At 42.2% G+C, this 15818-nt stretch carries 18 protein-coding genes; 7 read left to right on the forward strand and 11 right to left on the reverse strand.

What is annotated here, in order from left to right:
- Nucleotides 1–2: 2 nt before the first annotated feature.
- From ACXQIQ_RS05680 to ACXQIQ_RS05690, 3 genes are read right to left on the reverse strand one after another with little or no spacing between them, the layout of a single operon-like run.
- A complete protein-coding gene (locus ACXQIQ_RS05680) occupies nucleotides 3–797 on the reverse strand; it encodes an NAD kinase (RefSeq protein ID WP_226552106.1) in 795 nt (264 codons plus the stop codon).
- Nucleotides 798–834: 37 nt separating this feature from the next.
- Nucleotides 835–1461, reverse strand: a complete 627-nt coding sequence (locus tag ACXQIQ_RS05685; RefSeq protein ID WP_439299739.1) for a GTP pyrophosphokinase — start codon at nucleotides 1459–1461, stop codon at nucleotides 835–837.
- A gap of 39 nt (nucleotides 1462–1500) precedes the next feature.
- A complete protein-coding gene (locus ACXQIQ_RS05690; protein ID WP_439299738.1) occupies nucleotides 1501–1890 on the reverse strand; it encodes a UPF0738 family protein in 390 nt (129 codons plus the stop codon).
- Between the two features lie 125 nt (nucleotides 1891–2015).
- On the opposite strand from ACXQIQ_RS05690, the gene ACXQIQ_RS05695 reads away from it, so the two are divergent.
- Together ACXQIQ_RS05695 and ACXQIQ_RS05700 are read left to right on the forward strand one after the other, a co-directional pair.
- Nucleotides 2016–2597 (forward strand): CYTH domain-containing protein, encoded by a 582-nt coding sequence (locus ACXQIQ_RS05695; protein ID WP_439299737.1) that lies wholly within the window; start codon nucleotides 2016–2018, stop codon nucleotides 2595–2597.
- A 52-nt stretch (nucleotides 2598–2649) separates the two neighbouring features.
- Nucleotides 2650–3303 (forward strand): lytic transglycosylase domain-containing protein, encoded by a 654-nt coding sequence (locus tag ACXQIQ_RS05700; protein ID WP_439299736.1) that lies wholly within the window; start codon nucleotides 2650–2652, stop codon nucleotides 3301–3303.
- Nucleotides 3304–3342: 39 nt separating this feature from the next.
- Here the strand turns inward: ACXQIQ_RS05700 and ACXQIQ_RS05705 are convergent, their stop codons facing one another.
- A complete protein-coding gene (locus ACXQIQ_RS05705; RefSeq protein WP_439299735.1) occupies nucleotides 3343–3645 on the reverse strand; it encodes a hypothetical protein in 303 nt (100 codons plus the stop codon).
- 251 nt (nucleotides 3646–3896) lie between these two features.
- Between ACXQIQ_RS05705 and ACXQIQ_RS05710 the strand changes: the two genes are divergently transcribed.
- Together ACXQIQ_RS05710 and ACXQIQ_RS05715 are read left to right on the forward strand one after the other, a co-directional pair.
- Nucleotides 3897–4277, forward strand: coding sequence for a globin domain-containing protein (locus ACXQIQ_RS05710; RefSeq protein WP_439299734.1), 381 nt, complete (start codon nucleotides 3897–3899; stop codon nucleotides 4275–4277).
- Nucleotides 4278–4301: 24 nt separating this feature from the next.
- Nucleotides 4302–5216, forward strand: coding sequence for a ClpXP adapter SpxH family protein (locus tag ACXQIQ_RS05715; protein ID WP_439299733.1), 915 nt, complete (start codon nucleotides 4302–4304; stop codon nucleotides 5214–5216).
- Nucleotides 5217–5237: 21 nt separating this feature from the next.
- Here ACXQIQ_RS05715 and ACXQIQ_RS05720 read toward each other — a convergent pair whose 3' ends face one another.
- Nucleotides 5238–5621: an NUDIX hydrolase gene (locus ACXQIQ_RS05720; protein WP_439299732.1), complete on the reverse strand. Its 384-nt coding sequence runs from the start codon at nucleotides 5619–5621 to the stop codon at nucleotides 5238–5240.
- Between the two features lie 77 nt (nucleotides 5622–5698).
- On the opposite strand from ACXQIQ_RS05720, the gene ACXQIQ_RS05725 reads away from it, so the two are divergent.
- The gene (locus ACXQIQ_RS05725; RefSeq protein WP_439299731.1) at nucleotides 5699–5884 is read left to right on the forward strand and encodes a hypothetical protein; all 186 of its coding nucleotides are present in this window, start codon (nucleotides 5699–5701) and stop codon (nucleotides 5882–5884) included.
- 72 nt (nucleotides 5885–5956) lie between these two features.
- On the opposite strand, the gene pepF is transcribed toward ACXQIQ_RS05725, so the two are convergent.
- From pepF to mecA, 4 genes are all read right to left on the reverse strand, one after another.
- Nucleotides 5957–7777, reverse strand: a complete 1821-nt coding sequence (gene pepF, locus ACXQIQ_RS05730; protein WP_439299730.1) for an oligoendopeptidase F — start codon at nucleotides 7775–7777, stop codon at nucleotides 5957–5959.
- Between the two features lie 79 nt (nucleotides 7778–7856).
- A complete protein-coding gene (locus ACXQIQ_RS05735) occupies nucleotides 7857–9047 on the reverse strand; it encodes a competence protein CoiA (RefSeq protein ID WP_439299729.1) in 1191 nt (396 codons plus the stop codon).
- A 122-nt stretch (nucleotides 9048–9169) separates the two neighbouring features.
- A complete protein-coding gene (gene cls, locus ACXQIQ_RS05740; RefSeq protein WP_439299728.1) occupies nucleotides 9170–10684 on the reverse strand; it encodes a cardiolipin synthase in 1515 nt (504 codons plus the stop codon).
- A 127-nt stretch (nucleotides 10685–10811) separates the two neighbouring features.
- Nucleotides 10812–11492, reverse strand: a complete 681-nt coding sequence (gene mecA, locus ACXQIQ_RS05745) for an adaptor protein MecA (RefSeq protein ID WP_439299727.1) — start codon at nucleotides 11490–11492, stop codon at nucleotides 10812–10814.
- A gap of 361 nt (nucleotides 11493–11853) precedes the next feature.
- On the opposite strand from mecA, the gene ACXQIQ_RS05750 reads away from it, so the two are divergent.
- Nucleotides 11854–12525 carry a TerC family protein gene (locus ACXQIQ_RS05750; protein WP_439299726.1) on the forward strand — a complete coding sequence of 224 codons (672 nt, stop codon included), beginning with the start codon at nucleotides 11854–11856 and terminating at the stop codon, nucleotides 12523–12525.
- A 59-nt stretch (nucleotides 12526–12584) separates the two neighbouring features.
- Here ACXQIQ_RS05750 and ACXQIQ_RS05755 read toward each other — a convergent pair whose 3' ends face one another.
- On the reverse strand, nucleotides 12585–13583 hold the full coding sequence (locus ACXQIQ_RS05755; protein WP_439299725.1) for a nuclease-related domain-containing protein: 999 nt from the start codon (nucleotides 13581–13583) through the stop codon (nucleotides 12585–12587).
- A gap of 319 nt (nucleotides 13584–13902) precedes the next feature.
- Entirely contained in the window at nucleotides 13903–14298 is a 396-nt protein-coding gene (gene spxA / locus ACXQIQ_RS05760; protein WP_226552126.1) for a transcriptional regulator SpxA, read from the reverse strand.
- A 332-nt stretch (nucleotides 14299–14630) separates the two neighbouring features.
- On the opposite strand from spxA, the gene ACXQIQ_RS05765 reads away from it, so the two are divergent.
- A complete protein-coding gene (locus ACXQIQ_RS05765) occupies nucleotides 14631–15809 on the forward strand; it encodes an efflux RND transporter periplasmic adaptor subunit (RefSeq protein ID WP_439299724.1) in 1179 nt (392 codons plus the stop codon).
- The last annotated feature ends 9 nt before the right edge of the window (nucleotides 15810–15818 follow it).

Below are 15818 nucleotides of genomic sequence, written 5' to 3' on the forward strand. Positions count from 1 at the left end.
CCTTACTCTTTGACAAATGATTCTCTTACCCGTTTCCAGAATGGGAATGGTCGGAATCGTGCAAAGCGCACTTTCTCCTCCGCCACCCTGCATTGGATGGATTTCACTTTTTCATGTAGCAGGAACAGATGATCGATCGTAATGTGGAAATCCACATCATTCACCGGCTTCAAAAGACATGTATGGTGCTGAGGCAACACGAGCGGTGAACCGACTGTCCGGAACACACGGTTGTTGATGGATGCCATTTCCGAGAGCTGTATAGATGGTAGCGATGGATGGATAATCGCTCCTCCGAGTGCTTTGTTGTATGCAGTACTTCCAGATGGTGTAGAAATGCATAGTCCATCGCCCCGGAACGTTTCAAACTCTTCACCCTTGATCTCAACGTTCATGACAAGGGAACCTTCCACACTCTTCACCGTACATTCATTCATCGCTAGATAACGGCTTTCCTTCTCATCATTCAAATATCGGACGGTCACTTCAAGAAGCGGATACTCGACGATTTGGAAAGGTGTTTTCGCAATATGGATGACAAGCTTCTCCACTTCATCAGGTGTCCAGTCTGCATAAAACCCCAGGTGACCAGTGTGCACCCCTACGAATGCCGTTTGATCGACTCGTTCGATGTAATGGTGGAAAGCATGCAGCAATGTTCCGTCACCGCCGATGGATATGACAATATCCGGTTCCTTCTCATTGAAGGTCAGATCGAAGTCTGTCAAATACGATTTGATTTTCTTCTCAAGCTTTGCGGATGTTTCATCACCCTTTGAAATAATCGAAAAATTCATCTGCCATCGCTTCCTTACTCTAGTTTTCCTTTTACCGTTATGTAAGCTTCCGCTGCTCTTTTTGCTCGAAAATTTTTTGAGCTTCTTGAATTTCACCTTTAATCAATGACATTTCTTCGTCTAAACGGAATGCTGCTTCTGCTGCTCTTTGAAGTCGGTTTTCAATTTTCTTCGGAATTGCACCTGAGTACTTGTAGTTCAATGAATGCTCGATCGTTGCCCAAAAATTCATGGCGAGCGTACGAATCTGAATTTCCACAAGCAGGTTCTTTTCGCCTTCTCCAATTTGAACGGGATAGGATACGACGACATGGAATGAACGATATCCACTTGGTTTTTTATGTGTGATGTAGTCTCGTTCCTCGACGATTTTCAGATCTTTTCTCTTCTCCAACAAGCGGATGACGGCATGGATATCATCAACGAACTGACACATCACACGGATACCTGCAATGTCTTGAATTTCCGTATCAATATCCTCAAGCGAGATGTTCTTCCGTTTCGTTTTATCGATGATACTTGCAATCGGCTTCACCCTGCCGGTTACAAATTCAATCGGGGAATGCTTGTTTTCAATCAAGCATTGCTCCCGGACACCTTTCAATTTAATCTTCAATTCTTCCACTGCTTGTTTATATGGGTTCAAAAAAACGTTCCAATCCATCTGACCACCACCGAATTTCATTTTCGGAAGCGTGCGGGTTTATTCTTTTACAGGTTCAAAGATTTCCTCCACACTACTCATCATTTCGCTTCCGTAGTTTGCATTACCTGAAATATTTTGAATCAAATATTCAAGTTCTTCACTCAACCCGTCCATTGGGAAGGATCCGTGGTGTGATAAGGACAAGACACCTTCTTTATCGTCTGTCAGGACTGTTTTCAGCTCCGTCCAGTGATCCTTCGGTATCGAAACATAGATAAAGCTATCGTCTGTTTCCAATATGTAAATGAATGATAGAGAGTCAGAATCTACAAGGACTTGTCCAGATGGCTCCAGTTTCAAATCCTTCTCCAACGATTCACTTTTGCAATTGAATTGTATCGTGTTGTCTTTCACTTCACTTGTTGTCACTTCTAGTCTTGCAGTCATGATGGTCCTCCTAAACTAAATCTGATTTCCACCTCTTAGTGTATCACATTTTCCAGTCGGATAATAATTGTAGAGACAGGGCGGTTATGAGATAATGACCGAAAAATCCAACCAGGAGATGAGACATGATGGAACAAGAACTCGAAATCGAATTGAAGAACTTAGTGACGAGAGAAGAGTTTGAAAAGTTGATTTCACACTTTTCCATACCGAAAGATCAGTTCAAGTCACAGACGAACCATTATTTTGATACAAGTGATTTCGCATTGAAAAAACACGGATGTGCTCTGCGGATACGGAAAAAAGGCAACACTTATACCTTTACACTGAAAGAACCACAAGGAGATGGCTTGCTGGAATCCAACGAGAGACTGTCTGAGAAAGACGCAGAGCTTCTCATTAATGGAGAAGGAATAGAGACCAGTGAACTATTGGACCATCTTCAAGAAAAATATCAGATTCAGCCTACCGATTTGTACAGTCTAGGCTCATTAGAGACCAATCGTCATGAAGAATCCTATCGATCAGGTTTGCTCGTGTTCGATCATTCCAAGTATCTCGGTATAGAAGATTTCGAATTGGAATTTGAAGTACCTGATCGTAAACAAGGCGAAGATGAATTTAATGTCCTGTTATCGGAGTTCAACATCCCGAAGAGACAAACACCAAACAAAATCCAGCGCTTTTTTGATCGAAAGAATAAATAGGTCCCTTTTAGCTTTGTCCAAATTTTTCTATCTTCACTCTGGTCGTTTTGGTATGATATGGGTAGTACAGAAAGTGGGGATGATTTTGAACAGCCAATGGATTCAATCTTTCTTACAATTGCAGTCACTTCGTCAATTCGATTTTAGATCAAGTCCTATATCTTCAAATTCAAGTCATGCCGCATGGGGGCAGATTTTTAATAACGAGCTTCAATCACTACTCGGAACTAAGTCAAACACCCAGATGGAACCGATGATGGACCGACCTGCAATGCAACCACCGATCAGCAGTCCGACGGTGATCAACCACGCGCCAATTGCCAAAGATCAATCCTATTCCACATACATAAATGAAGCATCAGAACGGTATGGAGTCGACCCGAAGTTGATCTATTCGGTCATCAAGCAAGAGTCCAATTTCAAAGCACTGAGCACAAGTCCAGCAGGTGCGATGGGATTGATGCAGCTCATGCCGAGAACGGCAGAAGGTCTTGGAGTCCGCAACCCTTATAATCCGAAGGAAAACATCATGGGTGGTACCAAATACTTGAAGCAGATGCTCGACCGTTACGATGGGAACATCCAAAAAGCATTAGCCGCTTATAATGCAGGTCCTGGAAACGTCGATAAGTATGACGGAATTCCACCCTTCAAAGAAACGACACAGTATGTAAAGAAAGTAATTGCAAACTACCAAAGTGTGTAATCCATTATGTAAAAAGATGACTCAGCAGAGTCATCTTTTTTAGCTTGGTTTTACCTCTCTCAAAAACGCGATCTTTTCACAAGGAATCCAAATCGCTTCATTGAACGGACTCCCGTCCGGCAAACGGTCGAAAAAGATGCCACAGCAATTTTCCAGATCGACACAGCTGAATACAAGCCGAATGTTATCGTCTGCATCCGTTCCTGTAAATTTGACATCTACAGGTGTTCCAGGTAATAACTTACTAAGCACTTTACAGATACATCCACATTTACATTTATGATCTTCGCGCTCCGTCTCTTCACTCAGCACTTCTTCTCTGTCCTCTTTAAACAGACTCATCCTATCCATCCTCCCTTACTTATTACTCGACACCATTACAATTTTTCTCAGTTGTACAATAGTATATGGACAAGCACTTTGATCTGGATGGGTGTTTGCCTGATTATTAAAGAAATGGTTAACAGCCTGTCTAAAATGTAAGAAACACAAAGGTAAACAACTTCTCCGAATCAGATTGTTTGCCGAAAACAGATGTGCATTGCTAAAATAAGTATGAACTTCTTGGAACAAAATAAGGTAGGTTACTTTATATGAATAATGAAACAACTCCATTCGAAGCAATCGGTGGGTTTGATAAAATTGAACAATTAGTAGAAGCGTTTTATGAAAGGGTACAAGCCCATCCAGATCTAGCGCCTATTTTTCCGGATGACCTGACAGAAACGATGCGTAAACAGAAACAATTCCTAAGTCAATTTCTAGGTGGACCTCCTCTTTATTCAGAGGAACATGGGCATCCTATGCTTCGCGCAAGACATCTACCGTTTCCAATTACGAGAAACCGTGCCGAAGCCTGGTTATCCTGTATGAAAAGCGCCATGGATGAAGTGAATTTGGAAAGTCCTTATAAGGAACAAATCTTCAGTCGTTTAACGATGACGGCTTATCACATGGTTAACAATCCTGAATAAGATCGAGAGAAAGGAGAATAACCATTGACTACTACAGATCATCAAACATCTGATGTAGAGTGCGGAAATGAATGCGAAATAACTGCACCTTCAGGGAATCGTCCAATTGAAATTTACTCCTTCGTCGATCCGCTCTGTCCGGAATGTTGGGGTTTGGAACCTGTTATCAAAAAACTGCAAATCGAATATGGAAACCATTTTCGCCTCCGTCACCTGATGGGAGGACGAATTGAATACTGGAATTCTGTCGTGCAAAAGCGAAACGGAATCTGCTCGAAAGAAGATGTTGCAAAAAAGTGGGAAATCACTGCGAATCGTTCAGGTATGTCCTGCGATGGAGATGTTTGGTTTGAGGATCCGATCCAGACACCTTATATCGCTTCCATCGCTGTAAAAGCTGCTGAGTTGCAAGGAAAAAGCGGCGGAATGCGATTCTTGAGAAAGCTGAGGGAAGTGTTGTTTTTACAAAAACAGAACATCACAAAATTGGAAGTGCTGATCAATTGTGCAGATGAAGCAGGACTTGATGTAGAGGAATTCAAGAAAGATCTTCATTCTGAAACAGCTGTGAAAGCATTCCAATGTGATGTGAGAACGACACAGGAAATGGAGGTCAACCAACTTCCGTCCCTCGTATTCTTCAGTGATACTTCGGATGAGGGAATCAAAATCACAGGTATGTATTCCTATGATGTTTACGTCCACATCCTCGAAGAATTATTGGGTGAGTTACCTGGAAAATGTTCACCTCCATCTATGGAACAATTCTTGAAGAAATATCAATTCGTGGCAACGAAAGAGATTTCAGAGGTGTATAATCTTACATCACGAGAAGTGGAAAACGAAATGAAGAAGCTTGCATTACAACAAGTGGTCGAACGTGTACCGGTCAAGCACGGCACATTTTGGCGGTACAATCAAAACAGCCAATCCGAATAAGGATGGCTGTTTTTTATGTATCTATCGTAATTTATGAACAATGGATGCTGGTCTCAAGTCAATTTGATGTAATTCCTCAAGTCCAACCCAAACAGGTTCATAGATGCCTTTCTCTTCAGCATGATTGTAGAACTCAGCTCCCGTTCCCGATCCGAAAACACCGCCTAATGTATTTACCAGGTAAAAATGGTGTGCACCATGCCAATCTTCCATATGAAACAAGCGAACTATGCTAACCTCTAAACCGAGCTCTTCTTTCGCCTCGCGAATTGCTGTTTGTTCTGCAGACTCTCCTGCTTCTATTCCACCACCGGGAACCACATAGTATTCAGCTCCTTTTTTCATTCTTTTTATAAGGGCTATGTTGCCTCCTTGTATTAAAATGACTCTGCTTGAATCCCTCAAGTTCGTTTTGACCTCCTTTATTAGAGCATGTTCATTAAACCGAATCATAGGATAGTAATGAAGGGAGTTGGGTGTGAATGCCTATACGGATCGGAACGTTTATCGGGTTGATCTTCATTGTGATTAGTTTTATTCTAGTCGTGTTCGGTTTCCTCAAGCTTTTTCCATTGTTCATAGCCACTCCGCTCTTATTTCTGTCTATCTTCTTCTTGATTTCACGCTTCAACAACCGAAATCGATTCAAAGGATTCAGGAACGCATGAATGGCTACGGACTCTTCCAACATGTAAAAACTGGCCCATAACCGTATTGGCTGGGCCAGTCTGATTTTTTCCTTATTCGTCTTCGAAAAGCAACTCTTCCATTTCATCCAATACACTTTCGAATACAGAAAGTGCTTCTTCAATCGGTTTGCTGCTTGTCATATCGACACCAGCTTTCTTCAACACCTCGATTGGATAATCTGAACTTCCCGCCTTCAAGAATTCCAGATAACGCTCAACCGCAGGTTCTCCTTCATTAAGGATTTGTTTGGAAAGCGATGCAGCAGCACTGAAGCCTGTTGCATATTGATACACATAGTAATTGTAATAGAAGTGTGGAATTCGTGCCCATTCAAGACCGATCTCCTCATCGATGATGATGTCCTCACCGAAGTACTTCTCGTTCAGTGCGTAATACAGTTTTGTAAGCAAATCAGGAGTCAATGCTTCACCAGCTGCAGCACGTTCATGAATCATTTGTTCAAATTCAGCGAACATCGTCTGACGGAAGACCGTTCCGCGGAATCCTTCCAAGTGGTGGTTCAACAGATAAAGCTTTTTCTTTTTATCTTCCGTATTTTTCAACAAATAATCGTTCAATAGGGCCTCGTTACAAGTTGAAGCGACTTCTGCTACGAAAATGGAGTAATTCGCATAAGGATAAGGCTGATTCTCCCTTGTGTAATAGCTGTGTACGGAGTGACCGATTTCGTGAGTCAACGTAAATAGATTGTTTACGTTATCCTGCCAGTTCAGAAGGATGTAAGGCATCGTTCCATACGTGCCGGACGAATATGCTCCGCTTCGCTTCCCGACGTTTTCTTGAACGTCGATCCAACGCTTTTCATACCCTTCACCTACGATGTTCACGTACTTCTCACCTAGTGGTGCCAGGCTCTTGAGTACAAGCTCCTTCGCCTCGTCATAAGGGATTTCCATTTTGGCATCCTTTACAATCGGAGTGTACAAATCATACATGTGCAACTCATCTAGGCCAAGCGCTTTTTTACGCAACCGCACATAACGATGAAGCAAGTGCAGATTATCGTTCACAGTTTTGACGAGGTTGTCATACACTTGTTCTGGAATGTTGTTGGAATCCAATGCAGCCTGACGAGCAGAATCATATTTCCGCACGCGTGCATTGAAGTTATCCTTTTTAATGTTACCGCTCAAGGTGCTCGCGAACGTATTCTTGAACTTGTCATACGTTCCATACATCGCTTTGAACGCATTCTTGCGGACTTCAGGATCGTCACTTTCCAAGAACCGGATGTAGCGTCCATGCGTGATTTCTACCTCTTCCCCATTTTCATCTTTGATCGTAGGGAACTTCATATCCGCATTGTTCAGCATTCCAAATGTATTACTAGGGCTGCTGGTCACTTCACTTACACCAGCAAGGATCGCCTCTTCCTTTTGCGTAAGGACATGCGGACGACTGCGATTGATCTCATCCAGGAAATGCTCAAACAGTTTCAATTCTTCCTTTTCCTGAACGAAAGAACGGATCTGGCTTTCTTCCAGAGAGAGGATCTCAGGTACGATGTAGGAAAGGTGACTGCCCGTCTCAGTTGCCAATGAAGCCGCACGATCATTCAATCCTTGATAGAAAGAATTGGTCGTATCTTGATCATAGCGCATATGTGCATATGTATAGAGCTTTCCTAAGCGCATCGTAATCTCATCTTGCAATTGTAGTGCTTCATAGAACGTATCGGCAGATTCACCGAGTTTGCCCTGATATTGATCGATTTGTGGAATCATTTCTTTCACTTGTTTGAATTCTTGCTCCCATGCATCATCTGTTGCGAAGATATCTTCCAGATCCCACGTATCCTGGACAGGAATCTCATCTCTTTTTGGAAGCGATTTCACTGCTTGTTCTGCCATAGTATTGTATTCCTCCTTCTAATCTCAACTAAATTCCATATTACCTTATCTCAAGTATAAATTCGAGCAAGTACGTTTATTATCCTTCCATACACGTAAGAATCATTCCTCGTAATTGATCTTTCGCTTCTACAACCGTTTTAGGGAATTGTGGGTCCCGCTTTTTGACGAACCGCCCTTTTCCACCCCAGCCGAGCACTCCAGATTTCCGAAGCCATTTCAAATAATCCATAAGGGCATAGGATAAGTGTGAATCGCTATGAAGGTCATGCCTCACCTTGATCCGATACTTTTTTATCCGATGTAAAAATGGTTGATATACATCTCTGAATTGAAAGGAAGATCCAGCTGGAAGTGGCTTGATGATGTCTATGAGAAGGATGGTCTGCCAAACATAGGACGGTGTTTCAAACCAGTACATATAATCCGATGGAACACCCGCTTCAATGGGAAAAAGACTCGGTACTGCCCCTGATTCAATCAGCCGATGCTTCAGGCGCACGACGGACTCATCGCGGTTCACATGCAAATACAGCCTAGTTTTGAAAACCTTTTGGACCCATGGGGATATGAAATCTGTTGGTAGTGACTGTGGAGATGGTATGGCTATGGGATAAAGCGACTTATGAAGAGGAATGGTTTTCCGTGCTGCGAAAATCGTTTGTGAAGAGTACGGGATGATGGAATGAAGAATCGTAAATGCGGAAGTGAGCGGGCAATAATACAGAAGGTAAGGTCGACGGGAGTCATCAGAAGGATATTGTAAAGCGTTCAAAGCAAGGTCATCCAACCGGTAGATGGTTTCGTTCACGCGGGATATCCTTTTTTCACCTAGAATCCAAACGGCATCGATTGCGCCTTGTATATAGGAAGATGTTCTTTTTTGTAGGAGTTCTGTTGATAAAGAGGAACACTGGTACTCAATAGCTACTGCCGGGGATTGCGAGGGTAAATATAGATCAGGGCGTTGGTTCAGTAGAGGAAAGTGTTTTTCAAGCTCTGGTTCGTAGTCCTGTTTGTCCAGCCATCGATACAGCTGCTTCTTTCCAAACAGGTGATACATTGATTCAGGTTCATATTCATCGCGACAAGAGGAGTCTTTTTTGTGTGAGAAATGCCAGATCTTTTTCGTTCCTAACTTCATGATTACTTCCGACTGGCACACTGGACATCGGAACGTTTCTTTCGACCTTAATTGTTCTAGGTCTTCTCTTCGCCAACTCTCTGCCAAATTGCAGAATTGGTTCTTATCGATTAATGCCGTTAACAAGCAGTCACCTCTCTCTTATAGTTTTTCACATCGTTCCAATGACTGAAAAGATGTTGATGATAACAATTCTCCATTAATGAAAAAGAAACCTCCTCGAATGAGGAAGTTTCTCGTAAAGAATATCATAATAATGGGGACAGCAATCTCGATGTCGATTCGATCACCTTGTAATAGAACGAACGGTTCGCAAAATCTTCAGGATGAATCTGTTTGGCGTCCTCCAAATCATGGAGGAAATCTTCCACTAGCCTTAGCGTGCTCTTCGTCCGGTACAAGAAAGCATTCACTTCAAAGTTCAGATGGAAACTTCTCATATCCATGTTCGCCGTTCCGATCGACGCCAATTCGTTATCGACGATGATCATTTTACTGTGGAGGAAGCCTTTCTCATATTCATACACTTTCACACCTGCTTCCATCAGGCTTGGAAAATACGACCTTGAGGCATGGAACGGAAGGTGCTTGTCCGGTTTTGCAGGGAAAAGTATGCGGACATCAATTCCACTCAATGCTGCCACACGGAGGGCATTCAAGATATCTTCATCTGGTATGAAATAAGGTGATGTAATCCAGATCGAACGTTTCGCCGAAATGATCATTGAGAAAAACAGTTTTTTGATGACGTCCCATTGATGATCCGGTCCACCTGCAATCATCTGAACCCCGCCATACGCTTCGTCTGTCGGGATAGAAGGGGACAGATAATTCGGTTCCAACAACGTCTCCCCTGTCATGGAGAACCAATCTTGGAGGAAGATCAACTGCAAACTGCGGACCGCTTCCCCTTTTACCATCAAATGCGTGTCTCTCCAAAAGCCATAAGCTTGATTCAAACCCAGGTATTCATCACCGATGTTCAAACCACCTACAAACCCGACGTTCCCATCAATCACAACGATTTTCCGGTGATTACGGTAATTGATCTTGTTGTTGAAAAGCGGTAGCTTAACCGGTAGGAACGGGACAGCTTGAACGCCTGCCTCCCTGAGTTCATCAATATAACCTCTCGACAATTTCCAGCTACCAACCGCATCATACAAAAAGCGTACCTCAATACCTTCTCTTGCTTTTTCCATGAGCACTTCTTGGATCTGTTTCCCGATCCCGTCATCTCTCACGATGTAATATTCCATATGTATATGTTCTTCTGCTTTTTCCAGCGCATCAAGAATCCATTGGTACGTTTCTTGACCATTGGTAAGAACTCTCGTTTCTGTGTTAAACGAAATCGGACTCTTACCCAGTTTTTGCGCGAGCTTAAACAGAAGTTTCTGATGGTCCCCCATCATCTGCATTTGTTCATCATCAATCGGCCTGTTCTGCTCGAATCTCGAAAAGGCCTCCTGGTCCGTGAGCGCTTTTTGGTCGAACATCTTCTTTTTCCGATAATTACGACCGAAGAGCATATAGAAAAAGAATCCTACAAGCGGAAATGCCGCCAGCACGACAAACCAGGTCAAGGTTTGAGATGGATGACGGTTCTCAAGGAAGATGACAATTCCGATGAATAGAGCGGAAAATGTGAAAAAGATACTCAGTGCCCCGAGAATCCAGTTCTCCCAATATGGCTTTGTAATGACGAACAATGTAAGAATCAGTGCGACAAATAAGGTGACCTGCAATGTTTTTTTGAACATGTTGAATTCATCCCTTGAGTTCTTCGAATAGTGGCCTGCTTATCCATTATGTAACGAAATTTTTGGAAAAACAAGCCTCAGAACAAAATGAAAAACGCCGAAATTCAAGGAGAAAATCGGCGTCCCTTTACTTCTCAGGGAAGTATCCGCTCATTTGATCGAGCGCATTTTCTAATATGATCACTTTACCGTATTCTTCAATACGATGTACAGTCAATTCAGTTTCATCACCATACTCAAGCATTTGACTGAGAACGTCATCTTGCTCAGCTTCACTGAACGTATCATCGAAGGTTACATACAGATAGTATTTCCCTTCATAATGATAAAGGCTATCCATAAATGAATCTGTGCTCACATTGTGACTTAAGGAAATCACATCTTCAATATCCGGGAATCGAAGCATGAAGGACAAGTAATCTTCATCATCTGTTTCAACAGATCCTTCTTCCTGATCTTCATCCGTACTGAAGTGATTGTCGAGCATTTTTTCAATATTCTCATCTACTGGTACGTCTACTTGCTTGTCGTCTGAAATCGGCAGCTCCAACTTCGAGCCGTCTTGAGATAGTGAAGCTCTTGTCACAAGAATTTCCAGTCCTTTATCCAAAGCTTGGACTTGGATCCACAACGGACCTTCTAAAGAAAACTGTTCCTGTTGATGGGCTTCATCCATCATCTCCCAGAATAACTCTTCTCCTCGCTCTCGATTCTGCCAAATCTCTTCTTTATCAAAGCCTCTTGTTTCTATATCATGATACGTTATAAAAAATTTGATCGTATACTCATTGACACGTTCTATTTCCATGGTGTTTCTCTCCCTTCGATCCAGATTGCCACCTGGAAGAGATGTTGAACCCCTGTATTTTGAAAAATACTTCTTCACTTAGTATAGGTATTCCCGAATTGGGTGTAGCTAAATCAATTATCAAAAAGTTGGAGTTTCTTGTACTTCTATTCTATGATAAATAAGTAAGGAATGAAATAAAAATGCATGACCATTTTTTGTTTTTCCGCAGAAATAGGCCATTTACCGATACCACTGGTGCTTGACGGTTCGTGAAAACTATTTTATACTTTCAACGTTCTGCAGTTTGTACATACTTTTTGTGATTGTACGTGCATATGATTTCTACGTCAAGTGTTACATATAGAAAGGGGTTTCCCACTTGGAATCAGAATTTCTTATAGCATTGCTTACCATCATTGCGATCGACATCGTGTTGGGAGGAGACAACGCCGTCGTCATCGCACTTGCAAGTCGAAATCTCCCAGAGCATCAACGAAACAAAGCGATATTCTTCGGTACTGGACTCGCCATCGTCGTGCGGGTTATTTTAACGGTCATCGCCGTCTATTTGCTAAAAGTACCTTACCTGTTGTTGATCGGTGGAATTCTGCTCGTTTACATCTCTTACAATCTGCTCGCCGAAGATAATGGAGAGGCCAATATTAAGAGTGGCACGACACTCGCAGCAGCCATCAAGACCATCGTCGTTGCAGACATCGTCATGGGACTGGATAACGTCCTAGCGATCGCGGGTGCTGCTCACGGCAACATCCTACTCGTCATCATCGGGTTGCTCGTATCCGTTCCAATCATCATCTGGGGAAGTAAGCTGATCCTCCACTTCATGGAGCGATTCCCGGCAATCGTCTATATTGGAGCTGGAATCTTAGCTTATACCGCATCTAAAATGATTTTGGAAGAACCGATCGTCCAGACATGGATCGGACACAATCAAATGATTGAACTGCTCATTTATCTGGTCATCATTGGAGGAGTCCTGTTCTTCGGTTGGCTATCCGGCCGAGTCAAAACGAGCGAAAGCACGAACTAAAATGGCAGATTGACAAGAAGCTTATCTGATTTTTTATCGGGTAGGCTTTTTTTGTGGAGTTAAGTGCGTTTCGTTGGTTGACCTAGATCGAGGGATTCGAGTAGGTAAGCGCGGTTGGAGGTGGTGCCTTGGTGTGGGAGGTGCAACTGCTGCAGTACGTAATTCGCACCAGCAACATTATTGATGTGTAGGAAATCTCTGACTTGTTGATTGGTGATTGTGGGATTGATGAGCAGGAAGTAATCTTGAAGAGCATTAAGGTGAGCTGATTTAGAGGAAGAATTACAATCGGTGCATACCCATTTTCCGTGCACTCTTTTCATTGGAAGAGAAGTACATTGAGGACAGTGGACACCAGTTAGCAAATCTTGCTTTCTGATATTATATTTTTTCAATAAGTCGGGATTTGCAGGTTTATGGTGTTTAATGAAGAGTTTCGTGATTTTTTTCAGTTGCTTGGTTGAGAGGATCTCTTTTTTATGAGTAGATTGATGTTTATGGATACAGTCAAGCAATTTTGTCGTTCTTAACACTTTGTGGGAGAGGATTTCCTCATTATTTTTTGGAACAATTTTTGCTCGATCATTGGCCACAATCACGTATGAATGGATAGGAATGTTCGCAGGGAATCTGAAATCTTCCAACCATCTTGAGAATTGATAATGCTGATGATTCACCTGTTGTATCGGGTCTTTATACACCTCTTCCCGATCACCGACTTCTTGGATCAGTTGATTATACCTCGTGTCGAATTTAAGTGTGCCCGCCATGTTTTTCACTTCTAAGATGAGTATGAAGTTTGAGTGGAGCAATAACGTATCAATCTGGAAGTGATAATTGTTACTACTCAATAACCTGAGACCCTGACAGATCACATAGTCCTTCATGTTCAAAAAGCTAGTGTAATAATCGAGCGACCTTTCACCCCAATCCCCTGATTTGATTGACCTTAAGTAGCTTTCAATTTCCATACGAGCTGGATGATTCAGCTCAATTCTTCTTAATAATGCTTCAAGTTTTTCTCTGGTGTAGGATTTAAATTGGATTTTTTGCTTCAAAAAATCACACCTTTTCATAAGATAGATGTTTCTTTCTCTTTAGTGAAGCAAAATACCTCTATTCGGTGCTATTTTTTCTTTATTATTGTTTGGTGAGGATCTGGTTTTAGAAAAAATAGGGGATGTTTTGTAAAAATTGGGGTCAGTTTTAGAAATTTGAGCAGGTATCTTAGAAAAAACGAGGCGGGTTTTAGAAATTTTTGACTGTGTTTTAGAAATTAGTAAAAAGTGCCCAGCCCACGTGCCGCTTCGCTCCCCGTCCCCAAAAACAAAAAAAGACTGTTGCCTCACCTTCGGTTTAGCAGCAGTCTTTTTATCATTAGTTGACCATTTTTTGTGCTTCTTGCAATTGGAACGTACGAACTTTACGTGGTAAGAAGCGGCGGATTTCGTCTTCGTTATATCCGACTTGTAGACGTTTTTCGTCGATCATGATCGGACGGCGAAGAAGTCCTGGGTTCTCGCTCATCAGTTCGAATAGATCTTGCAACGGCATCGTTTCAAGATTCACGTTCAGTTCTTGGAATGTCTTTGAGCGCTTAGAAACGATTTCATCCGTACCTTCTTCTGTCATACGAAGGATTTCTTTCAGCTCATTGATTGACAGTGGCTCTGAGAAGATATTACGCTCTTGGAAAGGTATTTCGTGCTCTTCTAGCCAAGCTCTCGCCTTTCTGCAAGAAGTACAGCTTGGGGAAGTATATAGTGTAACCATAAGGAATCGTCTCCTTCCATGATTTATATCAATTAAAAAGAATCTTACTTTAGAAAAATTATTTAATCACAATTCATATTATACTACATCTTCTATGTGAATGATAGGGTCTATTGATAATTCTTATCAAAACCATAGGAATTACAAAAATTTAAGTACATAGATTGAATTACCCTTGTTATAACATTTTAAACGTCGGATTTGTGAAAAAAACTTTGACAATTTAGTGAGATGAAACCGTTCTATGAGAGTTTCATGTTCCTTTCACGTATAATAAGCCTTAGAACTTTTTTCATCTAATTTCTCTTAAATGATAATGGAGTTGAGCACGCTTGAATATTAAAGTATTTCTACTTCTGACCATGACACTCCTGCTAGCTGCATGTTCGGAAGATAAAATCACAAGTGAAAATACATCCAACAATGCGATCCCAGTCGAGACATCTGAAGTGAAACAAGAAACTTTTACAAAAACAGCTGAATTGGTCGGTAAAACAGTTCCTTCCGAACAGGTGCCGATCATTTCGTCTGTCCCTTCACCAATCACAAAGGTGAACGTTGAAGATGGTGACGCCGTCCAGGCTGGTGACCTCCTTTTCCAATTGGATGATTCTGATATCCGGCAACAATTGGCGCAGGCTCGTTCTGCTGTTACGACTTTAGAGAATACAAGAAACCAGGTCAATGCAGCGATCCAGCAGCAACGTTCGACGCAATCGCAGATCAATTCGGCCATTAACGACGCAATCACCCAGTTAGAAGACATCGAATTACCAGAAGAGTCCCAGGGTGAAGAAGCGGTTGGCACCGTCACTGAAACGTTGAATCAATTGAAACAGTTGACTGGGACAGGCTCAGCGATTACATCGAATGCGCTTCCTCTCATCAATGCTCAATTAGAGCAGGCGCGGCAAGGTGTCCGGCAAGCGGAACAAGCCTTGAATGCAACGAAGATCACTGCACCTATCGATGGAACGATTGAGCAGATCAATGCTAAAGAAGGAGCACCGGCGTTGCCTGGTTCCCCACTTGCAATCGTCTCCAGTAAAAATGAGCTGAAAGCGATTTTCCAAGTGAACGAGTTTCAAAAAGAGAACGTATCAAAAGATATGATCGTGACGATTTCAATAGATGACATCGATGACACTTTCGATTTGCCAATCCAGACGTTAAGTGATGAACCGAACCCAGAAACGAATACGTACTCGATGACTGTCTTACTCGATCAAATTGATAAGCCCATTCCGTCTGATGCGCTCGCCACTGCACAAATCAAAACCCAATCGGTCGAAGGGGCATTGACTGTATCCAATAAGGCTCTTCTTTTTGAAGATGAACAGCCTTACGTCTTTCTTGTCCAAAAAGACCGGGCGATCAAACAAGAGATCACGATTGAAGCTCAAGGAAATCGGACCAGCTACATAACAAGTGGTCTCGAAAAGGGTGATCTCGTCGTGACAGATGGGAAATATCAATTAACAAATCGTTCGAAAATCAGCTTCAAAAAGTGAGTGGATTCC

This window comes from Pseudalkalibacillus sp. Hm43 (assembly GCF_054170705.1).

Bases quoted from the DNA above. Each gene is read 5' to 3' on its own strand.
- ACXQIQ_RS05690 (WP_439299738.1), bottom strand. From the start codon at position 1,890: ATGACTGCAAGACTAGAAGTGACAACAAGTGAAGTGAAAGACAACACG.
- ACXQIQ_RS05710 (WP_439299734.1), top strand. From the start codon at position 3,897: ATGAATAATGAAACAACTCCATTCGAAGCAATCGGTGGGTTTGATAAA.
- spxA (WP_226552126.1), bottom strand. From the start codon at position 14,298: ATGGTTACACTATATACTTCCCCAAGCTGTACTTCTTGCAGAAAGGCG.
- cls (WP_439299728.1), bottom strand. From the start codon at position 10,684: ATGTTCAAAAAAACATTGCAGGTCACCTTATTTGTCGCACTGATTCTT.
- ACXQIQ_RS05700 (WP_439299736.1), top strand. From the start codon at position 2,650: ATGATATGGGTAGTACAGAAAGTGGGGATGATTTTGAACAGCCAATGG.
- ACXQIQ_RS05705 (WP_439299735.1), bottom strand. From the start codon at position 3,645: ATGAGTCTGTTTAAAGAGGACAGAGAAGAAGTGCTGAGTGAAGAGACG.
- ACXQIQ_RS05695 (WP_439299737.1), top strand. From the start codon at position 2,016: ATGATGGAACAAGAACTCGAAATCGAATTGAAGAACTTAGTGACGAGA.
- pepF (WP_439299730.1), bottom strand. From the start codon at position 7,777: ATGGCAGAACAAGCAGTGAAATCGCTTCCAAAAAGAGATGAGATTCCT.
- ACXQIQ_RS05680 (WP_226552106.1), bottom strand. From the start codon at position 797: ATGAATTTTTCGATTATTTCAAAGGGTGATGAAACATCCGCAAAGCTT.
- ACXQIQ_RS05725 (WP_439299731.1), top strand. From the start codon at position 5,699: ATGCCTATACGGATCGGAACGTTTATCGGGTTGATCTTCATTGTGATT.
- ACXQIQ_RS05685 (WP_439299739.1), bottom strand. From the start codon at position 1,461: ATGGATTGGAACGTTTTTTTGAACCCATATAAACAAGCAGTGGAAGAA.
- mecA (WP_439299727.1), bottom strand. From the start codon at position 11,492: ATGGAAATAGAACGTGTCAATGAGTATACGATCAAATTTTTTATAACG.